Source organism: Enterobacter sp. MG-EB028 (genome assembly GCF_056673305.1).
This window is the reverse complement of sequence record NZ_CP195079.1, coordinates 72173-93792: the sequence shown is the minus strand read 5'-3', so window position 1 is coordinate 93792 and position 21620 is coordinate 72173. Positions and strand designations below refer to the sequence as shown.

Below are 21620 nucleotides of genomic sequence, written 5' to 3'. Positions count from 1 at the left end.
CCTGTGATCAACACCCTGCATATTCAAAACTACCGCTCCATCCGCGAGATGTCGCTGGAGCTGGAGCAGCTCAATATCGTCTTTGGGCCAAACGGCACCGGGAAATCCAATATTTACAAGGCGATATACCTGATGCACAGCGCCGCCCAGGGGCAGTTTTCCCAGGCGCTGGCGAACGAGGGCGGCATTCTGAAGGTGTTCTGGGCAGGTAAAACCCGTAGCGACCAGCTGCGGCGGATGAACCTCGCGGTGGAAACAGAGACCTATGAATACGAGCTGCAGGTCGGGTTTGTGGAGAAGCTACCCTACCCCTCGCAGTTTCAGCTCGACCCGGTGATCAAGGAAGAATCTCTCTGGCTGAGCGGCCAGCATCGACGCCCCTCGTCCCAGCTGATGAAGCGCAGGAATCAGGCCGTGTTTCTGAACAACGTGCATCACGAGAAGGTGACCCACAGCGGCACGCTGTACGAGAACGAATCGGTATTCGGACAGCTCGGCGAACCGCACCTTTACCCGGAAGTGTCGCAGATGCGCGAGTCCCTGCGTAACTGGCGCTTTTATCATGAGTTTTCTGTATCAATCGGCTCGGCGATGCGCGCCCCGCAGGTCGGCTTTCGCTCGCCGGTGCTGGCCAGCGACGGCGCTAATCTCGCGGCGGCGTTTCAGACCATTGTGGAGATTGGCGACGAGCTGCTGCTGATGCGCATCCTCGACCAGGCCTTCCCCGGCTGCGTGTTTTACAGCGACAACACCGGCGGACGTTTTCGCATGATGATGCAGCGCGAGGGGCTGAGCAGACCGCTGGAACCGGCGGAGTTCTCCGACGGCACCCTGCGCTTTCTGTGCCTGGCGGTGGCGTTGTTAAGCCCGCGTCCACCGGCATTTATCGCGTTGAACGAACCGGAAAACAGCCTGCACCCACAGATGCTGCCCGCGCTGGCGAGCTTAATCGCCGAGGCCAGCCGCTACTCGCAGATTTGGCTCACCAGCCACTCGCCGGAGCTGGCGAAGCTGATTGAGAAGCAGCGGTCGTTTTCGCTGTATCAACTGTCGATGGTTGAGGGGGAGACGAGGGTGGAGAGGCTGGGGTAGTCTCAAGGGGCACGGAGACTGTTTTTTCGCATCTCGCTTCAGTGAAGCATGCCAATAAAGAACCCCAGATACCCGGCCCTGCTTAACCATAAAAAAGGACTGATGAGGCCGGACCGCCGGAGATTAATCAACTCTCTCATGGGGGCCAGGCCATCATTTTTTATAACGACATTTTTTGCACAATAGCGACAATGCATAATCAGAAACAAAATTCCGGCGATCACAAAACCAAAATAACTTTCGCGACCGCCCCAAAAATGAGTGCTTGATTTTAAATAAGTTAATCCCCAGATACTGACTAAAAAGACGATAAATGAACATGCTGCGATGTTCATGTCTCGCTTACTACCCAGACCAAAAAAGAGTGCGTCAAAGAAAAACATCGGGGTAAACGGTGACTGGACGCTTCTTCCCGTCGCTTTACTAAAACGGAAAAAAACGACCGTTCCGACGAAAAATGCGAACAGCGCAATTCCTAATAGCAGATAAATCATTTAATTAATCCTTTTTGAAGGGCCAGGATATGAGTTCGGTACTGCCAGCGCCGTCGATCTCCGGCAGGTTGTTATGATTTTCACTTTGTCGGATACTAGCGCCAATACCTCCGCCAATTCTGAAAGCACCACCAACACCATCTTTACCTACAGATCCTTCAATTGAAAAAATACCAGCGGATATGGAGCCGGAATAATCATAAGCCGGATTGAAATCCTTAATTGGATAAGGCCCGAAAGTTAATCCAGCGGACGCATCCGCGCGCCAGCCAAACACCTTTGTTATCCCGCCATTAATTGCGAATTTATCTTCTGAAAGGACCCCCTCCAGATAGCCCCCGCCGACATAACCAACAGCCACCTGACCTTTTACATCACCATGGATTTTTGCCGTATCCCCTACTGATGGACCAATATGAGAGTCTTTAATAGCCTTGTTAATTTTGTCGGGAGATACACCTTTACCGCCGAGATCGAAAGCCAGTGAAGCATCCTGTTGCGTTGCTGGAGGCACTAATCCACCCCAGTTTGAGGTAGCATTATTCTCTGCCGCGTTCTTCCCACCTTGCGCCCCAGAAGATGCCGAAGCCGTACTTCCTCCCGCCAACCCACCAGCCATCCCCGCCGATACTGATGCCAGCGTAATGACCGTCTGCTTTTGATCTTCACTCAGTTTCGACAGGTCTTTCACATCCGGATAAAGCAGCCCGGCTATAGCGTGCGCAGCCAGCTCGCCCGTTGCCGCACCCGCAGCTCCCGCTGCGGCACTGTTACCCTGGAGAGCCGCAACCGCGCCGCCCAGAATAGCGTGAGCAACGATATTGACGGTCGGATCGCCTTCGGTTGATTTAAGCAGATGCGCCAGCTCAGGTGCCGACGCGCCCGCCAACGCACCCGCAATATTACCACCCGCCAGTCCCTGCAGCGCTGCCGTTGCCGCCTGAATACCGCGCTGAATATCGCTGCCTGTACCGTACTTCTCCATTGCCGTCTGGCCAGCCTGATTCACGATTTGCTTATCACTTGGGTTAGCATTACCTTCCGATTTCAGCTTCTCTTTGGCCGCCTTCAGCGCTGCCGGATCGGTCATGGCATTCCGTGCCGCTATCTCTCCCTGCGTCTGTGCGATATGCGCCGCCTGGCTGCCGATATCACTGATAAGCCCGACCGCTTTAAGGCGATTCAACTCTTTCTCTTTGTTAAAGATCGGGTCGATACTGCCGTTGGCATGGTCAGTGTCACGGCTGAGCGTGCTGACATCCTGCTTCTGATTAGACTGGTCGCGAACGATGATAGCGCCGTCGGCCACCGCTGACTGCGTGGTCCCTTCCGCATTGCCGCTGCTCCCCATCCCTGCCAGCAGGGTGTTGGCCATATTGCCAACCAGATTACCTGCAACCCCGACGCCGGTACTGAAGCCCACGCCCTGATGCTCAACCTTATACTCCGCTTTATTGTTGATGTCCGCGAAGCCTAGCGTCGCCGTCTCCAGGCGGTTTTTGTCTGCGTCAGCACGGCTGGCAATCACCGCACCGTCCAGCTGCGTATGGTTGCCGACGTTAATATCAAAGCCGCCTTTGCCTGCAAAGATCCCGGTCTGCTCCTGCACCGAGTCATAATTACTCTTCATCTTATCGCGGCTGATGCTAAAGCTACCGCTACCGCCGCCCGCACCCCAGGTGTAGCTTGCGCCAGCATTCATGCTCTGCTGTTTGCTGTTGTATTTGTCGCTATCCTGCAGGCTGCTGAGGGTCAGGTCGCGCCCGACATCCGCCGTGATTTTATCGCCATTGACCTGTGCGCCTTTCAGCACCGTGTCGCGGCCGCTCGTGAGGCTGACAGTCTGCCCGGCATCCAGCGTCGTTTCGTTCCAGGAGGTTCCATTACCTTTTTCTTTACCTTTTGCAGCGTTTACGCTGGCAGAGAGGGTGATACCCGCACCTTTCGGACCGGCGGTGATACCGATGCCGACCGAGCCACCTTTGCTGGAGTTGCTGCCCGTCAGCTTGTTGGTATCGGCTGCGCCCGCCAGGCTGATATCCTGGGCTGCATTAAGCGTCAGATCTTTGCCCGCCTTCAGTTGGCTGCCCGCAACGGTAATATCACCGCTGTTGGCAGCATGTCCCTGACCTGTCGCCGTGATGGCGAGGTTATTACCAGCATTCAGCGTGCTGCCGGTGGTCTTATCCTGCTCCGAATGTGAAGTGGATTTAGAAGACTGCCCGCCAATCGAGGCCATCACGCCGAACGCACCATTCCTGGTGGGGTCGCTGCCGTGGGTTACTTCTGCGAGACGGTTGGCCTGCACGGCCTGGGCACCCGAAAGCGCAGCTTTGGTCGCCTGTAACGCTGCGAGACGACCATCGCTCTGCTCTTTTACCGCCATTGCCGTGCTGGCGGCAGCGTTCACTGCGTCACCCACGGCGCCGGAGAGGGCAATCGTCAGGCCGCTGCTTTTCTGCTTGAAGGTTTGATCGCTGGTAAGCCTGTCATGACCCGGTTCGATCGCCACGCTGTCACCGGTGAGCGCCATGTCCTTGCCCGCCACCAGGTCCGCACCGCCGACATGAAGCTGATTACCGGCAGCGATATCCACGCTTCCCCCTGTCGAGCCCACCGTACTGAAGCTCTGGCTCTGGGTGGTGCCCTTCTCACGGAGATCCTGGGTACTTTTGCTGCTGCCGATGGTGAAGCCAATCCCGCCCGAGCCCATCAGGCCGGATTTTTTCTCTTCCTTAAAGCGCCAGGAGGTGTCGGTGTTGGTAGCTGCAACGATATCAACGTTGTTACCTGCCTTAAGCCGCACGTCGCCATCGCCCGCCACGGCGGAGCCTGACACCCGCAGGTTATTGCCCGCCACCACCTGCACGTTATCGCCGCTCAGCAATGAGCCGGATTCACGCGTCGCGCTGTTCTCCTCGATGGTGTGGGTGGTTTTCTTGCTCAGGAAACCTTTCTTAGTTTTGGTCTGCTCTTTGTAGTGGTAATCGCTGTCGGTAGCGGTGGCGAGATTTATGTCCCGCCCTGCGCCCACGCCAATATCCCCGTGTGCTGTGACCTGCGCCGCCTGGGCATTAACATCACGGTTCGCAATGATTGTGGTGCTGCTGCCGCTGGCGATCTCCGTTCCCTGCTGGCGCACGGACTGGTTGATCTCGACCTTTTTCTTCGCGCTGTATTTGTCGCTGGTTGTGGTCTCTGCCGCCAGCAGATCGATATCCCGTCCGGCCTGCAGCCCCACGCGATCCTGTGCGGCAAGCGCCGCGGCGTTACTGCGCAGATCGCGGCCTGCGGCCAGCGTCAGATCGTCGCCAGCGCTAATGACCGTACGCGTATTATCCGTCTTCAGGGAATCCGTTTTCGCGGTCTGGCTGTGGCGGCTATTCTGCGCCACATCCAGCACCAGATCGTTCCCCGCCCAAAGCGCAGCGCTGCCTCCGGCCGTCAGATTACTGCCCGTAACGTTCAGATCGTGACCTGCCTGCAGGCCAAGATTGCCTCCGCTGGTGACCGTACTGCCCTGGTTGGTGACGGTCTCATTGAGATTGCGGCCATAACGGTCGCGCGTCACCAGTTGATTCCCTGTAACAGAGATATCATCCAGCGCTTTTAGCAACATATCGCCGCCAGCACTGAGGTTAGCGCCAGTATTGATGATATCTTTCCCGGCGCTCAGGGTCAGGCTGTCCGTCGCTTTGATGGAAGCAAGTGCGCCCAGGTCGGTTTGCGTCAGCGAGACGGCCTGGCTGTTCCATCCGTTCGTAGCGCCCGAGATATTCCACTGGTTGGTCAGCGTCTGGTTAATAATGCTCCCCCCCACGCTCTCAAGGCTAACCGTCTGCCCGCTGATGGTGGACCCCACGTTATTGATATTGCCCAGGGCGCTAAGCTGCAGGCTTCCGCTGGAACCGATCAGGCCGCCATTGATGTTGTTGATTGTGCTCTGGCTGCTGGCAGCCAGCAGGCTTTTACCCTGCAGCGTACTGCCGTCATTCGTGATGCTGCCAGCATTAAGGATCACCTGGTTCCCGGCGATAATGCTCCCTTTGTTAAACGCCACGTCCTTCGCCGACAGGTACAGCCTTGGCACGAGGACATTTTGTCCCTCAATCACCGTGTTTTCCCACCACAGGATACTGGAATCCAGCGAGGCAACCTGCTCTTCCGACAGGCTGACGCCGAGCTGTAACCCCAGCTTGTCACGGGCCTGAGCGGCGCGATCGATCAGATACTGCATCTGCTCAAGGTCGGAGCCCACGCCGTTAACGTAGCGGCTACCGGTCTCGTTCAGGATCTGATTGCTGACGTAGCGGGTGTCGAAGGCCGCATCGCCCAGGAAACGGTAATCATATTCCGGACGCAGATTCAGACGCGCCAGGAAATAATCCGACCCCAGGAACTGCGTGGTATCGGTATAGGTTGTACGGTTTTCCTGCGGCGCCGAAGGCGGCGTTGTCCCGGCCAGCTTGTACAAATCATTAAACAGGCTGCTATCCAGTTGCCCTAAACCCGCCAGTTTCGGGTTGGTAACAATGAGATACGGGCTTTTCGGATCGCGGTTTGCCACAAAATAGCCGTTATTGTTGGCCGGTAGCGGATAGTCGCTCAGCTTAATCGGCGAACCATTGCTGGTCAGCGCTGGGGCAACCGACGAGATATCGGTAAGCGAAACAGGACGGTAGTTATAACCCGGTGGCGGAGGCGTTTTCCCGCCGCTGGAAAGCGAAATGATCTGAGCCGTTACCGCAGCGATTTCACCGATCTTATCGCGGGAAGCCAGCGCGGACGTTCCGCTTGTTCCCGACTGCTTCTGCCCCGCCAGCGCTACGGCATCGCTGGCAATAGTCGTATGCTTGCCACCCGTGCTGCCGGGAACCACCAGGGCTGCACCGGTCCCGGTCAAATCAACCGGCGTACCGTTCGCACCGTTCTGGGAGGTTAAGCCTGCAGCCTGCAGGTGAACGTCAGCCAGCTTGCCGCCAGCCTGGCCAAAATCGCCGATGCTCTGGGGACGGTTATCAATCGATGCCAGACCGTTATTACCGGCATTGCGGCTGGTGAGCGCTTCCGCATTGCCTATGCCACTCCCACCGCCGGGCAGGTTAATGGTCGCCTGCGGTGCGGCAACGCTTTGGCTGCTTGCCGCGCCGAGCCCGGTGGCCTTAGCGCCAGACGCAACGGTCGGACCGCCAGACAGGTTCAGCCCGGGGGCACTGAGGCCAGGCTTATAGCCCGGGGCGTTCGCCGTGGTGGAGGTATTGCTGATATTGTTGCTGAAGCTGGCGACTACCGCGCCGCCAGCCTGGATAACGGCGCGATAAACGTCTCCGCTGGCCCCTTCAGTGGTCACACTGTCAAGAACATAGCTAATCGACTTCGATACCAGCTTGTCATAGCTTCGCGTGGTCTCATCAGGTCTGCGAGCATATTTATCGCCTACCCCATAGCGATAAACGTTATAAACCGTCGACGTGCCGTTTAGCCATGACTGGTTATTTAAGGTACTTCCTGAAAGCTGAATATTTCTGTTCGCCAGAATCGACGACGCCATATTTTCAACGTTATCAGACCGGGCGATGATGTCTCGGCCGGACGCAATGCGGGACTGCTGCCCCTTCGCGCTCACGGAAACCGAAACGGTTTTAACGGCAACTTTTTGAACATCCGCGTCTTCATAAGGCGCATAGTTGCCAAGCATTTCGCTCCAGTCGTCACCGTGGCCGTGATAACGCTGTCCTTCCGTCACATAAATACCGTATTTACCGGTACCGGAAGAGGAAATCCAGTCCACAGGAATATCCGCCGTTCCACCCTTAACCCAGGACGGTGCAATATTCGTTTCGCTCTGGACTGCATTGAGCCCATCCCGCTCGTTTACTAAATGCCCGGTCAGGATTGAAATGTCGCCACGCTGGGTTTCAATACTGCCTGAGGTATTCACGACCTCCGCGCTAGCGTTACCTGCGCTGTCGCGCTGCATCCACAGGCTGTTGCCGGCCAGAATATCGCCGCGCGCGTTACGGATACTGTTCGCCAGCAGGCTCATATTATTGCCCGCGTACAGCAGAGCGCTATTCAGCAGCGTGCTTCCGGCGCTGGCGATCAAATCGCCTGCAGTTCCGACAAACCCTGCGTTATTAATACCATTCAGGCTGCTCAGGCGCAGCGTACCGCCCGCCTCGACGCTGCCTGTACCATTCAGGTTTAGCTGTCCTGCGCTAAGCTGGCTTTCGCCATAGCCCGCCCGCAGCTGGCCGTTATTATTCAGCGTACCCGCAGCGGAAAGCTGTATCCCCTTGCCCTGCATCAGGCCATTGGTCGTGATATCGCCCTGGCTGGTGACGGACAGCGTATTCCCCGCAGCCAGCGTAGTCAGCTGATTATAAGAAGCCTTACTCGCGAGGGAGAGGTCCCCCAGCGCCACAACCTGCCCCTGAAGGCCGGTATTAGTGGCGTTAATCGCCAGGTTACCCTGGCTAAGCATCCGGGCAGCAGCAGCGTTATTGACCTGCGAGGCGGCAATCCCCAGATTTTGGGTGGCGTATACCGTACCGTTATTATCGAGCTGGCCCGGATTAACCGTCAGGTTCGCGCCCTGCAGCATGCCGTTGTTTACAATATAATTACCACCGAGCGTTCCCTGCTGCTGTGCCAGCACCGTACCGCTGTTGTTCAGCGAACCGGCGTTGAGCCACAGCGCAAAGCCCTGCACCCAGCCGCTGTTGGTCAGCCCCGGCGTATTCAGCGTTAGCGTTGCACCACTGAGTAACTGCCCCTGATTACTGCCGCGATCGCGCAGGTCAAGCTGTGTATTACCGTTCCCCTGTAGCGTACCGTCATTATTCAGCGTCTGTGCGCCCAGCTGGAAAGTGCCCTGGCTCAGCATCACGGCATTGCGTCCGTTATCGACGTTACCGCGCAGCGTGGCGTTGAGCGCGGTATTCGCCTCCATGCGGCCCTGGTTATTCAGGCTACCGGCATTCAGCGTCAGGGTGCTCCCCTGGATATGACCGAGGTTGGTCAGGATATTGGCGCCCATGCTGAGCAGGCCGTTGCTTAACAGCTTCGCACCCGCCTGCTGGTCAAGATCGCCGCTGAGCGTGACGCCAAGGCCATCGGCACCGCTGATGCTGCCGCTGTTACTGAGCGAACCGCCCGACAGCGACATCTTCTTCGCCAGCATTTGCCCCTGATTCTTCAGCGTTGGCGCCCCGAGCGTGGCCGTCCCGTTCGCCACCATTGAGCCCGTATTGACCATGGAGGAGGTCAGCGCGAGATCCATATTTCCCGCGCTTTGCAGCGTGCCGTTGTTCTGTAACTGCCGGGCGTTAACCTTCAGGTACTGCGACTGCCACAGACCATCATTCGTGATGCTCTGCCCACCCGCCAGCAGCGTTCCCTGCGTTTTCATTGATGCACCGGCCCGGTTGGTCAGCCCCTGAAGAGGTTGAAGCGTCAGGGCGTTCAGACCAATCACGGAACCGGCGTTATCGACCGTACCACTATTTACCGTCAGGGTACTGCCCTGAAGGCTGCCCCCGTTTGACAGGCTGCCGCCGTCCACTATCAGGTCACCGTCAACCAGCAGAGAGCCCTGGTTATTCAGCGCCCCCGCAGCGACGCGCGTACTCCCCTGGCCAAGCAGGCGACCCGTGTTGGTCAACTGGTTATCAACCTGAGCGGTCAGTCCGTCGGTACCGAGCGCGCTGCCGCTGTTGTTCCAGCCACTCGCGTTCACGCCCAGCCGTTGCCCCTGCATTATCCCGGCATTCACAAGCTGACCGGCCTTAAACGTCAGCTGTCCGCCGGTAAGCAGTTTACCGCCCGTCAGGTTGTTCAGCGTCGGGCCGGTAATCGACAGCCCGCCGTCGCCCTGAAGCACGCCGCGGTTATTCAGTATATTGACCGCCAGCGTGGCATTACTCGCCGCCAGCTGACCTGCGTTATCCAGCCTTGCGGCCGTCAGGTGCAGCCCCTGCTGAGCAAGCAGCCGTCCACTTTGTTGGTTCGTCAGCTGGTTGCCGATATTCAGGCCCAGATCGCGCGCCTGCACGATGCCCTGGTTGTCGAGATTATCGAGATTAAGCGTGAGCCCCTGCTGCGAAAGCAGCAGCCCCTGGTTGGTCAGCTGCGGCAGGGAAAGCGTCAGCGCCCCGCCGGTGATAATTTGCCCGCCGGTCTTATTGTTAAGTACCAGAGTTGATGGCGTCAGGGAGTTCAGCGCCAGCGCGCTGTTGCCCTGCAGCAAGCCGACGTTGGTCAGCAGATTGGTGATGATATTCACCGAATCTCCCGCTAACGTGCCCTGGTTGTTAAGGCTGGCGGCGCTCAGGGTCAGATCTTTTTGTGCCACCAGGCGTGCATTGTCGCGGTTCACGACGTCGCCGGTGAAGCTTAGCCCCACGCGGCTCCCTTGTAACGTTCCCTGGTTATCCAGGGTGGCTCCGGAAAGGACCAGCGCCTCTTTTACTGACATCAGTCCCAGGTTGACCATCTGCGGGATAGAGAGATTCAGCGAGCTGCCGCTAACAATTTGCCCGTTCGTCAGATTGTTGAGCCGCGGCGTGTGCAGCGCCAGCGCGCTGTCTCCCTGCAGGATGCCGTTGTTGTCGATCTGACCGCTGGTAAGCTCGACACTCATTGCGGCAAGCACACCGTTATTCGTCAGGCTGGCGCTCTGGCTGCTAAGTTGACGGGTCGCCAGCAGCTTGCCCCCGCTCTGGTTATTCAGCTGTTGCGCGACGTTAAGATTTAACGCTCCGGCAGACAATGTGCCCAGGTTGTCAAAGCTGCCGGTCGTCAGCGTCATATCCTGACTCGCCTGAACGAGCCCGCCGTTGGTAAACTGCGGCAGATCGAGATTAAGCGAGCCGCCGGACAGAATTTGTCCACCGGTAAGGTTATCCAGGGCCCGGGTATCGAACGTCAACGCAGCGCTACCCTGCAATAAACCCCTGTTGCTGATGCTGTCCGATTGCAGGTTAAGCGTACCCGCCGCCAACTGCCCGCGGTTATCTACAGCGCCTGCGCGAATATCAAACCCGGCCTCGCTGAGTAACGTTCCGCTGTTTGTCAGCGTGCTGCTGACGTTCAGGCTCGCGCCTTGCTGGCCAAGCAGCGTCCCCTCGTTATTCCAGCTTCCGGCCTTAACGTTCAGCGTCCGGCCCTGTAGCGTGCCGGCGTTATCGCCCTTATCCCCGGCAATCGTCAAATCGCCGCCGCTTAACAGCTGTCCGCCGATCAGGTTATTAATCACTTTGGCAGCAGGCGTCTGCGCGGCGTCAACACTTCTCAGGCCCGAGGTCTGTGCCGCTTGCCCCTGGATCGCCAGCCCACTGTTACCCTGCACCAGGCCGCTATTGTTCAGGATCCCGAGAGCCAGGCGCGCATTATCTGCCGCCAGCGTGCCGCTGTTGGTTAACGTATTGCCGTCAAAAGCCAGCGCCTGGGTGGCAAGCACTTTGCCCGTGTCCAGGTTGGTCAGCGCGTTTTTTACCGCGAGGGTCAGCGTGTCGGCCTGAATCACACCGCTGTTAGTCAGCATTGCGCTCGTGAAATTTAACGCCTGTTTGGCCAGAAGCGTACCAACGTTGCTGAACGCGTCTGCAACGAGATTCAAAGCACCATTGCTTTGCAGCGTCCCGGTATTGTTCAGCTCTCCGGTGCTCACGCTAACCGTATTTGCTGCCAGAATACCGCTATTCACGAGCTGACTGGCGTCAAGCTGCAGCTTGCCCTGGCTCAGCATTTGCCCGCTGATGGTCGCGGTATTATCCACATTCAGCGTCAGATCGCCTTTACCTGTCAGCGAACCCGCATTAGTGAAATCCACGCCGTGTAGAAGGGCGTTCTGCCCCTGCATCAGGCCATTGTTATTCAGCTGCTGGCCGGTGATATCCAGCAGCCCGCCGCTTACTATCTTGCCTGCTCGATCGTTATCGAGGCCGGTAACGGCAAGTTTAAGGCCGGTATCCCCCTGCAGCAGGCCGCTATTTTGCCCATGGCCGGACGAAATAATGACGTTGTTGCCGATAAGCTGCCCGTCGTTACGCCAGCTTCCGGCGTTAAGCGTCAGCAGATCGTCTGCAAACAGATGCCCCTCAGGCTGGTTGTTTACCTGACCGGACAAATTCAGCTGCACATTCAGTGCTTCCAGACCACCGCGGTTATCAAGAGAAGTCCCGTCCAGGCGCAGGTTTTTCCCCGTCGACATCAGCCCGTCATTGACCAGCGCAGGTACCGTCAGCGCTATATCATCGCCTGCTACCAGCGAACCGCTCTTTTGATTGGACAATGAGGCGGCGGAGAAGCTGAGCTTGCCGTCGGCCTGAATTAATCCGCTGTTATTTGCCTGCCCCACTGCGCTGTCGATGTTAACGGTTGCAGCAGCAATTACCCCGGTATTAGAAAGCGCCCCGCTTTTCAGGCTGAGGGAATTCTGGCTGATAAGGCGCCCGTCGTTGTTGAAGGCCCCGGCGAACAGAATATTCAGCGCCTCGCGGCCCAGCATTTGTCCGCGGTTAACGCCGCCAGACTGTCCACCCGCGAGCGTCAGGCTTTTCCCCTGCACCCGGCCAGCGTTATCCAGGCGGGCAACGTTAAGTCCCACATCACCATCGCTCAGCAATTGGCCGCTGGCCATGTTGTTCAACTGGCTGCCCTGCAGGCTGAGGGACTGGTTGCCCTGAATCAGCCCGCTGTTTGTTAAGCTGCTAACCGCAAGACGCGCGTTGCTGCTGATAAGCTTCCCGGCGTTATCACCGCTGGCGGCGTCAATCGAGAGGGTATCGTCTGCCAGCAGTACGCCACTGGTCAGGTTATTCAGCGTCTGTACCGACGTTAACGCCAGATTGCCCGCTTCAATATTGCCGCCATTTGTTAGCGTCAGCGCGTCGATAGCCAGCCCCTGGCTGACCGAAATCAGTCCGGCGTTGACCAGCTGATCAACATGTAAACTGCCCCCGCTGCCGCTCATTTCTGCGCCAGCAGTATTATTCAATTCCCCGGCGGTGAGCGACAGGCCGTTGACAGCAAGCACCTGGCCGCTGTTATCCAGCCTCCCCACACTGACCTGAACCGTATCCCCCTGCAGGCGACCGGCGTTTTTTCCCAGCACGGAATTCAGGGTAAGCGCGCCGCCGCTCAGGAGTTGACCTCCTGAAAGGTTATCCAGCGTCTGGCTGCTGACCGAAAGCCCCTGGTTTCCCTGCAGTAATCCTGCATTTGACAGGGTATCGGCGATTATCGTGCCTGAGCGGCTAATCAGTTGCCCCTGGTTGGTGAACACAGGCGTCGACAGATGAAGCGTATCATCTGCCAGCAGTACACCTTTCGCCTGGTTATTCAGCTGCTGGCGCAGCGTCAGCTGTAAATCCTTCGCCTCGATGTTCCCGGCGTTGTCCAGCGTCGCGGCCTCGATAGCCAGCCCCTGGGTGACCGAAATCAAACCGGCGTTAACCAGATCGGGAATGGCAAGTCTTAGCCCGCTGCCGCTGATAATGCTGCCCTGCTTCTGGTTATGGAGTGAGGAGGCGGTAAAACCAAACAGCTGGTCACCCTGAAGCAAACCGTTATTGGTCATCTGCCGGGTGTTGATGTTCAGCTCGGACGCCGCGATCTGCCCCTGGTTATCCAGCTGCTCGCTCGTAAGGCCCAGTTTGCCTTTGCTGAGCAAATTACCGCTATTGGTGAGGCTTTCGGTTCCGCTCAGGCTAAGCGCAGATAATCCCAGCATCTGGCCACTGTTATCCGCCTTTCTGGTATTCAGACCAATAGTCTCGCCCTGCACCTTACCGGCGTTGCTGAACCTTTGGGACTCATTGAACGTCAGCGTACCGCCGCTGACGACTTCACCTTCGGAGGCATTGTTAAACTGTTCACCGTCAGCGACAAGTACCGCGCTCCCCTGCAGCAAACCCTTATTGACGAGCGTCTTCGCGTTCAGCGTCGCGCTTTCCGACATCAGTCGTCCGTCGTTATTGAACAGCGGCGTCACGAGCTTCAGGCTGCGCTGGGCCAGAACGATCCCCTCAGCCAGGTTATTCAGCTTTTCGCGCAGCGTCAGCTGCAGATCCTGAGCTTCAATCCGCCCGTTGTTATCCAGCGTTAACGCATCAATGGCAGCGCCTTGCTGAGCGGAGATCGCGCCAGCATTAACCAGCTGCTGTACGGTAACGGTCAGGCCGCTGCCTGCCTGAAGAGTGCCGGAAAGCCGGTTAGCCAGCGCGCCGACATTCAGATCCAGCGCCCCGCCGCTTTGCAACCAGCCGTCGTTAGTCAGGCTGTTGCCGCTAATGCGCAGATTGTCTGCCGTGACGCCGCCGAAATTAGCAAACTGCCCGGCGTTTACGCTGCCGCTCTGCTGGCTGACAAGCCGCCCGTCGGCGAGGTTAGTAAACGTATCGCGGACATTGACCGACAGATCGTCCAGCCCCGAAGCCTGACCCCCGTTGCTCCACTCCCCGGCGTCAATCGTCAGCGTTTTGCCCTGAACGCTGCCCGCGTTATCAAACGCCGGGGTGGTCAGCGCCAGCGACGCTTCCGCCAGCAGTACGCCGCCTTGCTGATTACTTAATTTCTGACCCGCTTTCAGCGCCATCGACTGGGCTTCAAGATTGCCGCTGTTCGTCAGCATCAGGCTTTCAATGGTGAGCCCCTGCTTCACCGAAATCAGCCCGGCATTTACCAGCTGTGGGATGTTCAGCGTCAGCCCGCTACCGCTGATGATTTTCCCGCCGCTCTGGTTAGCCAGCCTTTCGGAAGCGAGCCGCAACGTTTGCCCGCCCTGCAGCAGGCCGCTATTGTCGAGGGTATTCGCGCTCAGGTTCAGAGCGGATGAGGCCACTCTTCCGGCGTTATTGAACACCGGAGCGGTCAGGTCGAGAGTATTTTCTGCGAGCACGCTGCCGGAGGCCGTGTTGGTAAAGGCGTTATTTAGCGTCAGCGCCAGCGTGCTGGCAGCCAACTGACCGTCGTTGGTGAAGGTATTTCCCGTCAGCGTGAGTCCGTTGCGGGCCGTCATTTTGCCGCTGGCGTGGTTATCGGTATGCCCGTTAATGGCAATCGTTAAGGCATCGCTATCCAGAGAGCCACCGTTGGTCAACTGGCTGGCATTAATCTGCAGCGCTTTCTGCGCCAGCAGCGCCCCTCCGGCCTGCTGAACAATGGTTTCGGCGCTCAACGCCATGGCATTATCCGCCTGCAGGGTGCCGCTGGTGTCAATCTGGTTAGCCTGCAGAGAAACGTTGCTGCCGCGGCTCGTACCGCGATGCGTTAAGCTGCCGGTAGCGAGCGTCAGGTTGCCTTTTGCAGCCTGGACACCGTTCAGCCCGGCGGCGTTATTCGCCTGCAACAGCATATCGCCCTGCGACTGAAGCTGTCCGCTCGAAAGCGTCGTGATCCGGTCGCCGCTGAAGGACAGGCCGCCCTGGGCCAGAACCTCCCCGGCGATCTGCGCATCACCCGCATTGAGCTGCAGGCTGCCCCCGCTGGTCAGCGTGCTCCCCTGAACAGCGCTGAATTGACGGCTGGTGAGCGCGAGATTCTGTTTCCCACTGACCAGCCCGTTGTTTATGACGCTGTCAGACTGCAGTCCGAGCCTGCCGGCGGATAACAATTGCCCGTTTTGCCCGATATTCAGCGCGCCGGTACCGCTAACGCTCAGATCGCTATCGCTGCTGAGCATGCCGTCAATCCTGGCATCCCCCGTTGAAATCCCCAGCACACCACCGGTCAGCAGCTGACCAGTGTGGTTCAACGTGCCCAGATCAAGCCGGGTATTTTTCTGCGCCTGTACCGCACCGCTATTGGTAAAACCTCCCGCCTTCACGTTTAGATCGCCGTTCGCGGTCATTTTTCCGCTGTTAGCGAGCTGGCCTGCGGAAAGAGAGATACCGCTGCCTGCTGTCATCTTACCCGCATGGTTTGCAGCACCGGCGACGTTAGCCTGAATTGCGCCAGCCGCATTAACCTCACTCGTGGTATCTGCGGTAAGCGAACCAGAGCTCAGGTTAATGTCTTTACCCGCCGTTAACGTACCGTTAGCGACGCTCAGCTTTCCATTCCCGGCAAGCGTAATATCCCCGTCGCTAACCAGTTTGCCGTTCGTTACCGCCACGTCTGAACGGCTGTTGATCAGCATTGCTCCCGTACTTTTATGTTCGCCGCTGAGGACAACGCTATCCGCCTTCGCCGTCAGGCTACCGCTTGCAAGGCTGTTATTCACCATCAGCTTACCGTTGGTATCCAGCGTAATATCGCCCTGTCGAGCGTTAAGATCCCCGAGGTTAACCCCGACGCCTTTTTCACTGGAAACAAGATGGATACGGTTGGCGTACATCCCGCCGAGCGCGCCAGTGTCCACAGAAACCTGAGGAGCCGCACCTTCCCCTGCGACAGGCGTGACGCTGCCGTCGGTGGCAACCCGGTTGGCGCCCACGGTCACAGTGAGATCTTTCGCGTGAATCGCGGCGTTCACTTCCGTTGCGCGCGCAATAATCGACAGCGCGTCGCTCCTGCTGGCGTCCAGCCCCTGGCCTTCAACCGTGATGGCGCCTTTCGTCACGTCCAGCGCCAGCAGGTTACCGTTAGCGTCAAACTGCGGTTTACCCGTGGTCAGCGTGGCGTTGGGGGTGTTGATAAACCCGCATCCGTTACAGGTGATACCGTACGGGTTGGCCACCATGACGTTTGCCGCCTTACCGGCGACTTCCGTATAGCCCTGCAATTGCGAGCGGCTGGCTCCCGTGACTTCGTTGATGATGCCTTTCGCTTCCCGCCCGGCCTGCAGGTTGGGGTTGTTCTGGATAAGCCCGCCCAGCTGGGTCTGGGTTAAACGGTCCGTGCCGTTGTTGAGGATAAGCCCCTCTTTGCCGACGTTGTAATCCTGGAACTGGTTATGAGAGATCCCTGCCTGATTTGGCGTGGCGATGTTGATGACCGGCACTCCGTTCCCAGCCTGGTCCATCCGGGTACCTGGCGTCACCGGGTTGATGGATGCAGCAACTGCGGGAAAGACTGGCTGCCCTGCCACAAGAAACATGACCAGATAACTAATCAGACGCTTCGCTAATCCAACGGGATGCTTATCCATGCCTTTACCTTAAATCATCAACCCAATACGGTAATAAATGTCGAGGTGCTCAGGTGCCAAATCGCCCGAATAATAAAGCCAGGCGCCCTGCCCGATATTAAGCAGGCGGCGAATATCAGGTTCAGTCAGGAGAAAGAGATGCGGTATTGCCGAGGCAGCAATACAATAACGAACAACAAAAGATAGCCGGACTGTAATTACGCATAAGCAGAGAGAATTTTTTTAGTTTTCTTCAGTATGCCACCCCTACCATAAATAGGAATAGTCCCAAAGGGAGCACTACCATAATTGGTAGTGATATTTAGGTTAGGGGTAAAAATAATTAAAAATATGTGATATCGATGAGCATCAGCGCTGGAACTGGCATTATTCAGCTCGTCTTACTTCGCTATTTAAATAGAGATGGGGGGGTGTCTGCTCTAATTTTTGATATGCATCGTTATCATCGCCCAGAACACCCGCGAGCTGTACGGCTGCGCCGAAGGGCTGAACGTCGCTTACGTCAACCGGTAGAAGATGAAGCTGTGGCTGGAAGGGTTTCCGGGGGCGCTGAATGACATCGGCGATCTGCCGGTGTACAAGCGCGGGAACGGGCATTTTGGGTAAGGCTGACGGCTGGCAGACCGATCCCGGCGTAAGAGTCGGGATCGTTCTGGCTGAGACTATTAATTATTTAGCTAAATAAGCGCACATAAGTTTATTGACTTCATCTCGTAATTTATTTTCATCAAACTCATATTGTTCACGATCATCATCCGGGTTATACATATCAACTGCACAAAATGTACTCGATAATAGTTCGCTTAATTTGTCTTCATCCTTTCCAAGGATGGGAATTATCTCGTTCCTGTCTCCATTTGGATATATAATTATCAGCAAATTCATCCGCTGTTATTTCTTTTACAAGAAAACTATCAATGTAATTTTTAAGATAAAGACTCATCTTAACACCCCGTTGCTCATGAAGTTTTCATATTGTTTTGTGTTTGGATCAAGCTTCCATCCGCTCACATAATTTCCTGATTTATCTACTACTACAACATTATTCGTCTTAGGATTAAAAAATACTTTTGATTCAGGAACTAATAAATAAGTTCCATGTTCATATATTACTTTGTTATCCAGATGAGATTTTATAGCAGTTTAATATTCTGCAATAGTATCGCCATTTTTCTTAGTTGTTGTTACACCAAAATCTGCAGCATGTTTAAATTTCTTATCCAACTGCTTTGCACTAAAAGCGATACTTTCAGATATAATTCAACTACTTGCATTAGGTATTTTCTTGCCTGGCAGAAGTACCGATGCAGCCAGCGCTCCAAACCTTTCCGCTGCAAGTTGATTCCCCTCCCAGGCTTGAGTTGCCATCTCACCAATAGCTGACCATGTTTCAGTTTTCATCAGGTTTTTTATGGTATTTGCAACACCCTGATGCTTACCTTCCAGGTCGCTAAGAGCTTTATCGCAGTAACTGTCACCTATCGCACAGGCTGTCAGAGCCATTGCGCCATCAGCAGCATAACCTGCAGAACCTATTGCAATATCTCCGGTATCAGCAAGGGCGTTGATGACGGCATTGGTCGTTGCAGATAATGGGCCTTCACCTACCTTGTCTCTAACCTGTGCTTTCCACCACTCAGCGCTCTCTTTAACTGACTTCCGGCCTTCATCCCCGGCCAGCGAGTTATTCTCAACCTCCACCTTCGCCGTTTCCGACGCCATCGCCGCCATGGAGACACTGCCATCCGTCACCGCAGCGCCCGCCAGTAATCCCGCCGCTGCGCTGTCCTTCGTCCAGAAGTCACTCCCCAGACCGTATTCGGTATTCTGATATCCGGGCTGCGTCTTCAGGAATGCCCACTGAAACAGACGCCAGCGTAATCACGATTTGCTACTGGTCTTCAGCCTTGATTCGCACATTGGATGAGCCTGACGCTACATTTTAACAAACTCGAGGAGATATATTATTTTTCATTTAGTTATAAACACCTAAAAAACATTGACACTTGGTCCTCATCACACGTAAATCCCTCTTGTGGCTTATCATGAGGCGTACCCTTTGTTGACCAATAGCGAAGATTCGGTATGTTGTCTTCAATTGATTGACGTAATTCAGGGGTCAATCTTCCAGACATCTCAATTACCTGATTCATCTTTGACCATCCAGTAGACACGTTCTCAACGTGATGCCCAACTGATAAAGCCAGCGCTACGGCATGTTCGATGTAAGGGGACATAATCATTCTTAATGCTCCAGATCTATCTTATCGATCAATTGTAAATTATCTCGGTAATCCTTGATAAAATATTGCGTTGCGCCTCCCGGGCCAAGTAATGGGTTTTCTTTCACAATACCTGATGAAATTGTAATATCATTGAGTACCTCATAAACCCCCATTTGCGGCCGATATCCGAATTCAGGATGCGGTGATACCTGCAGGTTCTGGAATATACTTGTTCGACTGTAATTTCCGTTTATGAGTGTATCCAATGAAGTGTAGTAAGACTATTGCCCAGGTAACTATTTAAACCTTCAATATCATTTTCTGCATTATTCATATTTATCATAGACCCTGATACAACAGATGTCTGTCTATTTGTAGACGTAGCACCTTGTGCTGAGTCCAATAACTTATCCATTATCATGCTGTTATTACTGGCACTATTCACTATACCTGCTTAATATAATATACGAACCATATCTTGAGAACGCTAAACATTATGGATTTTTTTAACACTTCCATCCCTTTAGCATTCTTTGGATCTTTTGCAAATTCTTTTGGCTGCTAATTTTTGCATCCTTTAAAAAGTTATATTCTGTTTGCATTAATTTTGCTTCGCTGGTTGGAACTCCATTGTATATTATCTCAGCAGCTTTTTGAGGCGTCATTTGCTCATTTGAGAGAACAACATCTAACGGAACCCCGAAAAAGTCCCTCCATGCAGAAAGTAAGCCTACAACAGGATTTTGTCCTTCCGGCGTCTGTTCTTGGGCATTTTTCACTAAGGCCGCCGTAATTTCATCAGAAGAAGCTCCAGCCTGAATCATTGACCCTCACGGCAATCCTTGAGAGTTGATAACATCCTCAATAAAGACAGAGATTACTAAAATCCTTTTACTTTAAATAAACGGAACAAGACTATACCGATACCTAACACTCCTCCGCCGACAGAACCAATTTTAATGCTACGTAAAATCTCATACAAAGGTAACTGAAATTTACCATCTGACAACCACACTAAAAATGAAAATATGAATTTCATTGCAAAAGATGCAATAGCAAACCCAATAATGCTGAATAAAAAAACACACGTAGATATAGCAATGTGACCAATTAAGACTCTTGATGAATATTTCATTTCTTCTGATCCTCTAGTAAATCAAGTCCTTTCTCCGTCACTTTGCCCCCAATTTCTGAACCAATAGAACCTCCAACGTCACCGGCAGAGCTAGGAATATTACTTGGTTTTAACTCTTCTCGAATAATACTATTTCGGTTTACTTCTGTATATTTTATCCATGTTGGATCATATTTGGGATCCCATCCATCTGTGACCCATTTACCGACAGCATTTGTGACCTTGCCTGTAGCCAAAGAAATCCCTGAACCAACGACATAACCAAACCCAGCACCAATACCATTTGTAATTGCGCCAGAAACAGGATTGTCACCATTTATCCAGTTTGCAGTCGCTCCACCTGCAGCATTCCAGCCAACAGATGACCAGAATCCGCTTCCCATCGTAATAACATTAGTCCAGCCAGCAACCACGGCATTTGTCGGATCAATGGTACCATCTGCCAGATAATTGATCCCCGCATTCGCACTAGCACCGAGTCCCCACATGGCCTGAGCGCCACCAGGCAGCAAAGCAACAGTACCTGTCGCTAATGCCCCGGCATAAGCTTTATTAACTGCTTCGCCTCGCTTACAGGCTTCGCCGGAAGGATTATCGGCACAAGACAGCACATCGGCACCATGTGCCTGCGCAGCTTTAACCTGATCGATTTCAGTTCCGAGCAGATTATTCTCAGCACTATTCTTCCCTGCACTGGCTCCAGCCGCCGCACCAGCCGTATTCCCCCCGGCAATCCCGCCAGCCATACCCGCTGAAACAGACGCCAACGTACTCACGGTTTGCTTCTGGTCTTCCGTCAGCTTCGACGGATCTATGTCCGGATAGAGTTGTCTGGCAATCGCTGTCGCAACCAGTTCGCCGGATGCCGCCCCTGCTGCGCCCGCAGCCGCACTGTTGCCCTGAAGGGCGGCGGTTACGCCGCCGAGGATGGCATGGGCAATCGCTTTTGCCGCCGTGTTGTCATCAATGCCTGCATGATGGCCGATGATGTTCGCCAGCTCCGGCGCTGATGCCCCCGCCAGCGCACCCGCAATATTGCCGCCCGCCAGTCCCTGCAGCGCTGCTGTGGCCGCCTGGATGCCGCGCTGCATATTGCTGCCCGTACCATACTTTTCCTGCGTCTCTTTGTATTCCGGTGTATCACGCAGTTTCGCAAGTTTCACACGAGTATCAATGCCATCTGTAGCAGGCTTTGTTGGCTGGCCATTTTTTTAACCGATATCCAGAAGCCATTTTCTAATCCAGGAAAAGAGTCGATCCTGGCGGCACCACTCTGATATATGAGCTTCCTTGACTGCTTGGGTCAGTATTTGATGGATAGTAAATTGTACTTCCAGGTGTTCTACCAAGCTTACTAACTCAACTCAGCGTGATAACAGATCCCTGAGCAGGGTTTGTAAAAGTCTGTAGTTTTTGGGGGTACTTTAACAATTGAAGCTTTCAACATTCCATTCCCTTGAATGTCACCATCAGCATCCACAACTCCCGGTTTCAGCCAGCCCGGACGGAGAGCTATATACAGGAAGTTTTTGTCCTTATCTCCCAACGCATTATTCTCGACAATAACTCGCTCCGATGCACTT

Annotated in this window: 9 protein-coding genes and 1 pseudogene; 1 reads left to right on the top strand and 9 read right to left on the bottom strand. The window is 54.9% G+C overall.

Annotation, left to right across the window (positions count from 1 at the left end; genetic code table 11):
- Positions 1 to 3 precede the first annotated feature (3 nt).
- Entirely contained in the window at positions 4 to 1092 is a 1089-nt protein-coding gene (locus ACR42C_RS00350; RefSeq protein WP_320720660.1) for an AAA family ATPase, read from the top strand.
- Positions 1093 to 1130: 38 nt separating this feature from the next.
- Here ACR42C_RS00350 and ACR42C_RS00345 read toward each other — a convergent pair whose 3' ends face one another.
- The 9 genes and pseudogenes from ACR42C_RS00345 to ACR42C_RS00305 all read right to left on the bottom strand — a co-directional run.
- Positions 1131 to 1586 (bottom strand): hypothetical protein, encoded by a 456-nt coding sequence (locus ACR42C_RS00345; protein ID WP_479984621.1) that lies wholly within the window; start codon positions 1584 to 1586, stop codon positions 1131 to 1133.
- A 4-nt stretch (positions 1587 to 1590) separates the two neighbouring features.
- Positions 1591 to 16677 carry a polymorphic toxin type 25 domain-containing protein gene (locus ACR42C_RS00340; RefSeq protein ID WP_479984620.1) on the bottom strand — a complete coding sequence of 5029 codons (15087 nt, stop codon included), beginning with the start codon at positions 16675 to 16677 and terminating at the stop codon, positions 1591 to 1593.
- A gap of 669 nt (positions 16678 to 17346) precedes the next feature.
- Positions 17347 to 17508 carry a colicin immunity domain-containing protein gene (locus ACR42C_RS00335; RefSeq protein ID WP_479985223.1) on the bottom strand — a complete coding sequence of 54 codons (162 nt, stop codon included), beginning with the start codon at positions 17506 to 17508 and terminating at the stop codon, positions 17347 to 17349.
- A complete protein-coding gene (locus ACR42C_RS00330) occupies positions 17492 to 17620 on the bottom strand; it encodes a colicin immunity domain-containing protein (RefSeq protein WP_479984619.1) in 129 nt (42 codons plus the stop codon). Before ACR42C_RS00330 ends, ACR42C_RS00335 begins: the two co-directional genes overlap by 17 nt.
- The gene (locus ACR42C_RS00325; RefSeq protein ID WP_479985222.1) at positions 17617 to 17787 is read right to left on the bottom strand and encodes a hypothetical protein; all 171 of its coding nucleotides are present in this window, start codon (positions 17785 to 17787) and stop codon (positions 17617 to 17619) included. The genes ACR42C_RS00330 and ACR42C_RS00325 overlap by 4 nt, the downstream gene beginning before the upstream one ends.
- 150 nt (positions 17788 to 17937) lie before the next feature.
- Positions 17938 to 18429, bottom strand: coding sequence for a hypothetical protein (locus tag ACR42C_RS00320; protein WP_479984618.1), 492 nt, complete (start codon positions 18427 to 18429; stop codon positions 17938 to 17940).
- A 979-nt stretch (positions 18430 to 19408) separates the two neighbouring features.
- Positions 19409 to 19726, bottom strand: coding sequence for a hypothetical protein (locus tag ACR42C_RS00315; protein ID WP_479984617.1), 318 nt, complete (start codon positions 19724 to 19726; stop codon positions 19409 to 19411).
- A 56-nt stretch (positions 19727 to 19782) separates the two neighbouring features.
- Positions 19783 to 20037 (bottom strand): hypothetical protein, encoded by a 255-nt coding sequence (locus ACR42C_RS00310; RefSeq protein WP_479984616.1) that lies wholly within the window; start codon positions 20035 to 20037, stop codon positions 19783 to 19785.
- Positions 20034 to 21194: pseudogene (locus ACR42C_RS00305) on the bottom strand (VENN motif pre-toxin domain-containing protein); the annotation flags it as partial. The pseudogene ACR42C_RS00305 and the gene ACR42C_RS00310, both read right to left, overlap by 4 nt.
- Between the last annotated feature and the right edge of the window lie 426 nt (positions 21195 to 21620).

Excerpts from the sequence above, each read along its gene's own strand:
- ACR42C_RS00345 (WP_479984621.1), bottom strand. The coding sequence starts at position 1,586 with ATGATTTATCTGCTATTAGGAATTGCGCTGTTCGCATTTTTCGTCGGA.
- ACR42C_RS00340 (WP_479984620.1), bottom strand. The coding sequence starts at position 16,677 with ATGGATAAGCATCCCGTTGGATTAGCGAAGCGTCTGATTAGTTATCTG.
- ACR42C_RS00330 (WP_479984619.1), bottom strand. The coding sequence starts at position 17,620 with ATGAGTCTTTATCTTAAAAATTACATTGATAGTTTTCTTGTAAAAGAA.
- ACR42C_RS00315 (WP_479984617.1), bottom strand. The coding sequence starts at position 19,726 with ATGATTCAGGCTGGAGCTTCTTCTGATGAAATTACGGCGGCCTTAGTG.
- ACR42C_RS00310 (WP_479984616.1), bottom strand. The coding sequence starts at position 20,037 with ATGAAATATTCATCAAGAGTCTTAATTGGTCACATTGCTATATCTACG.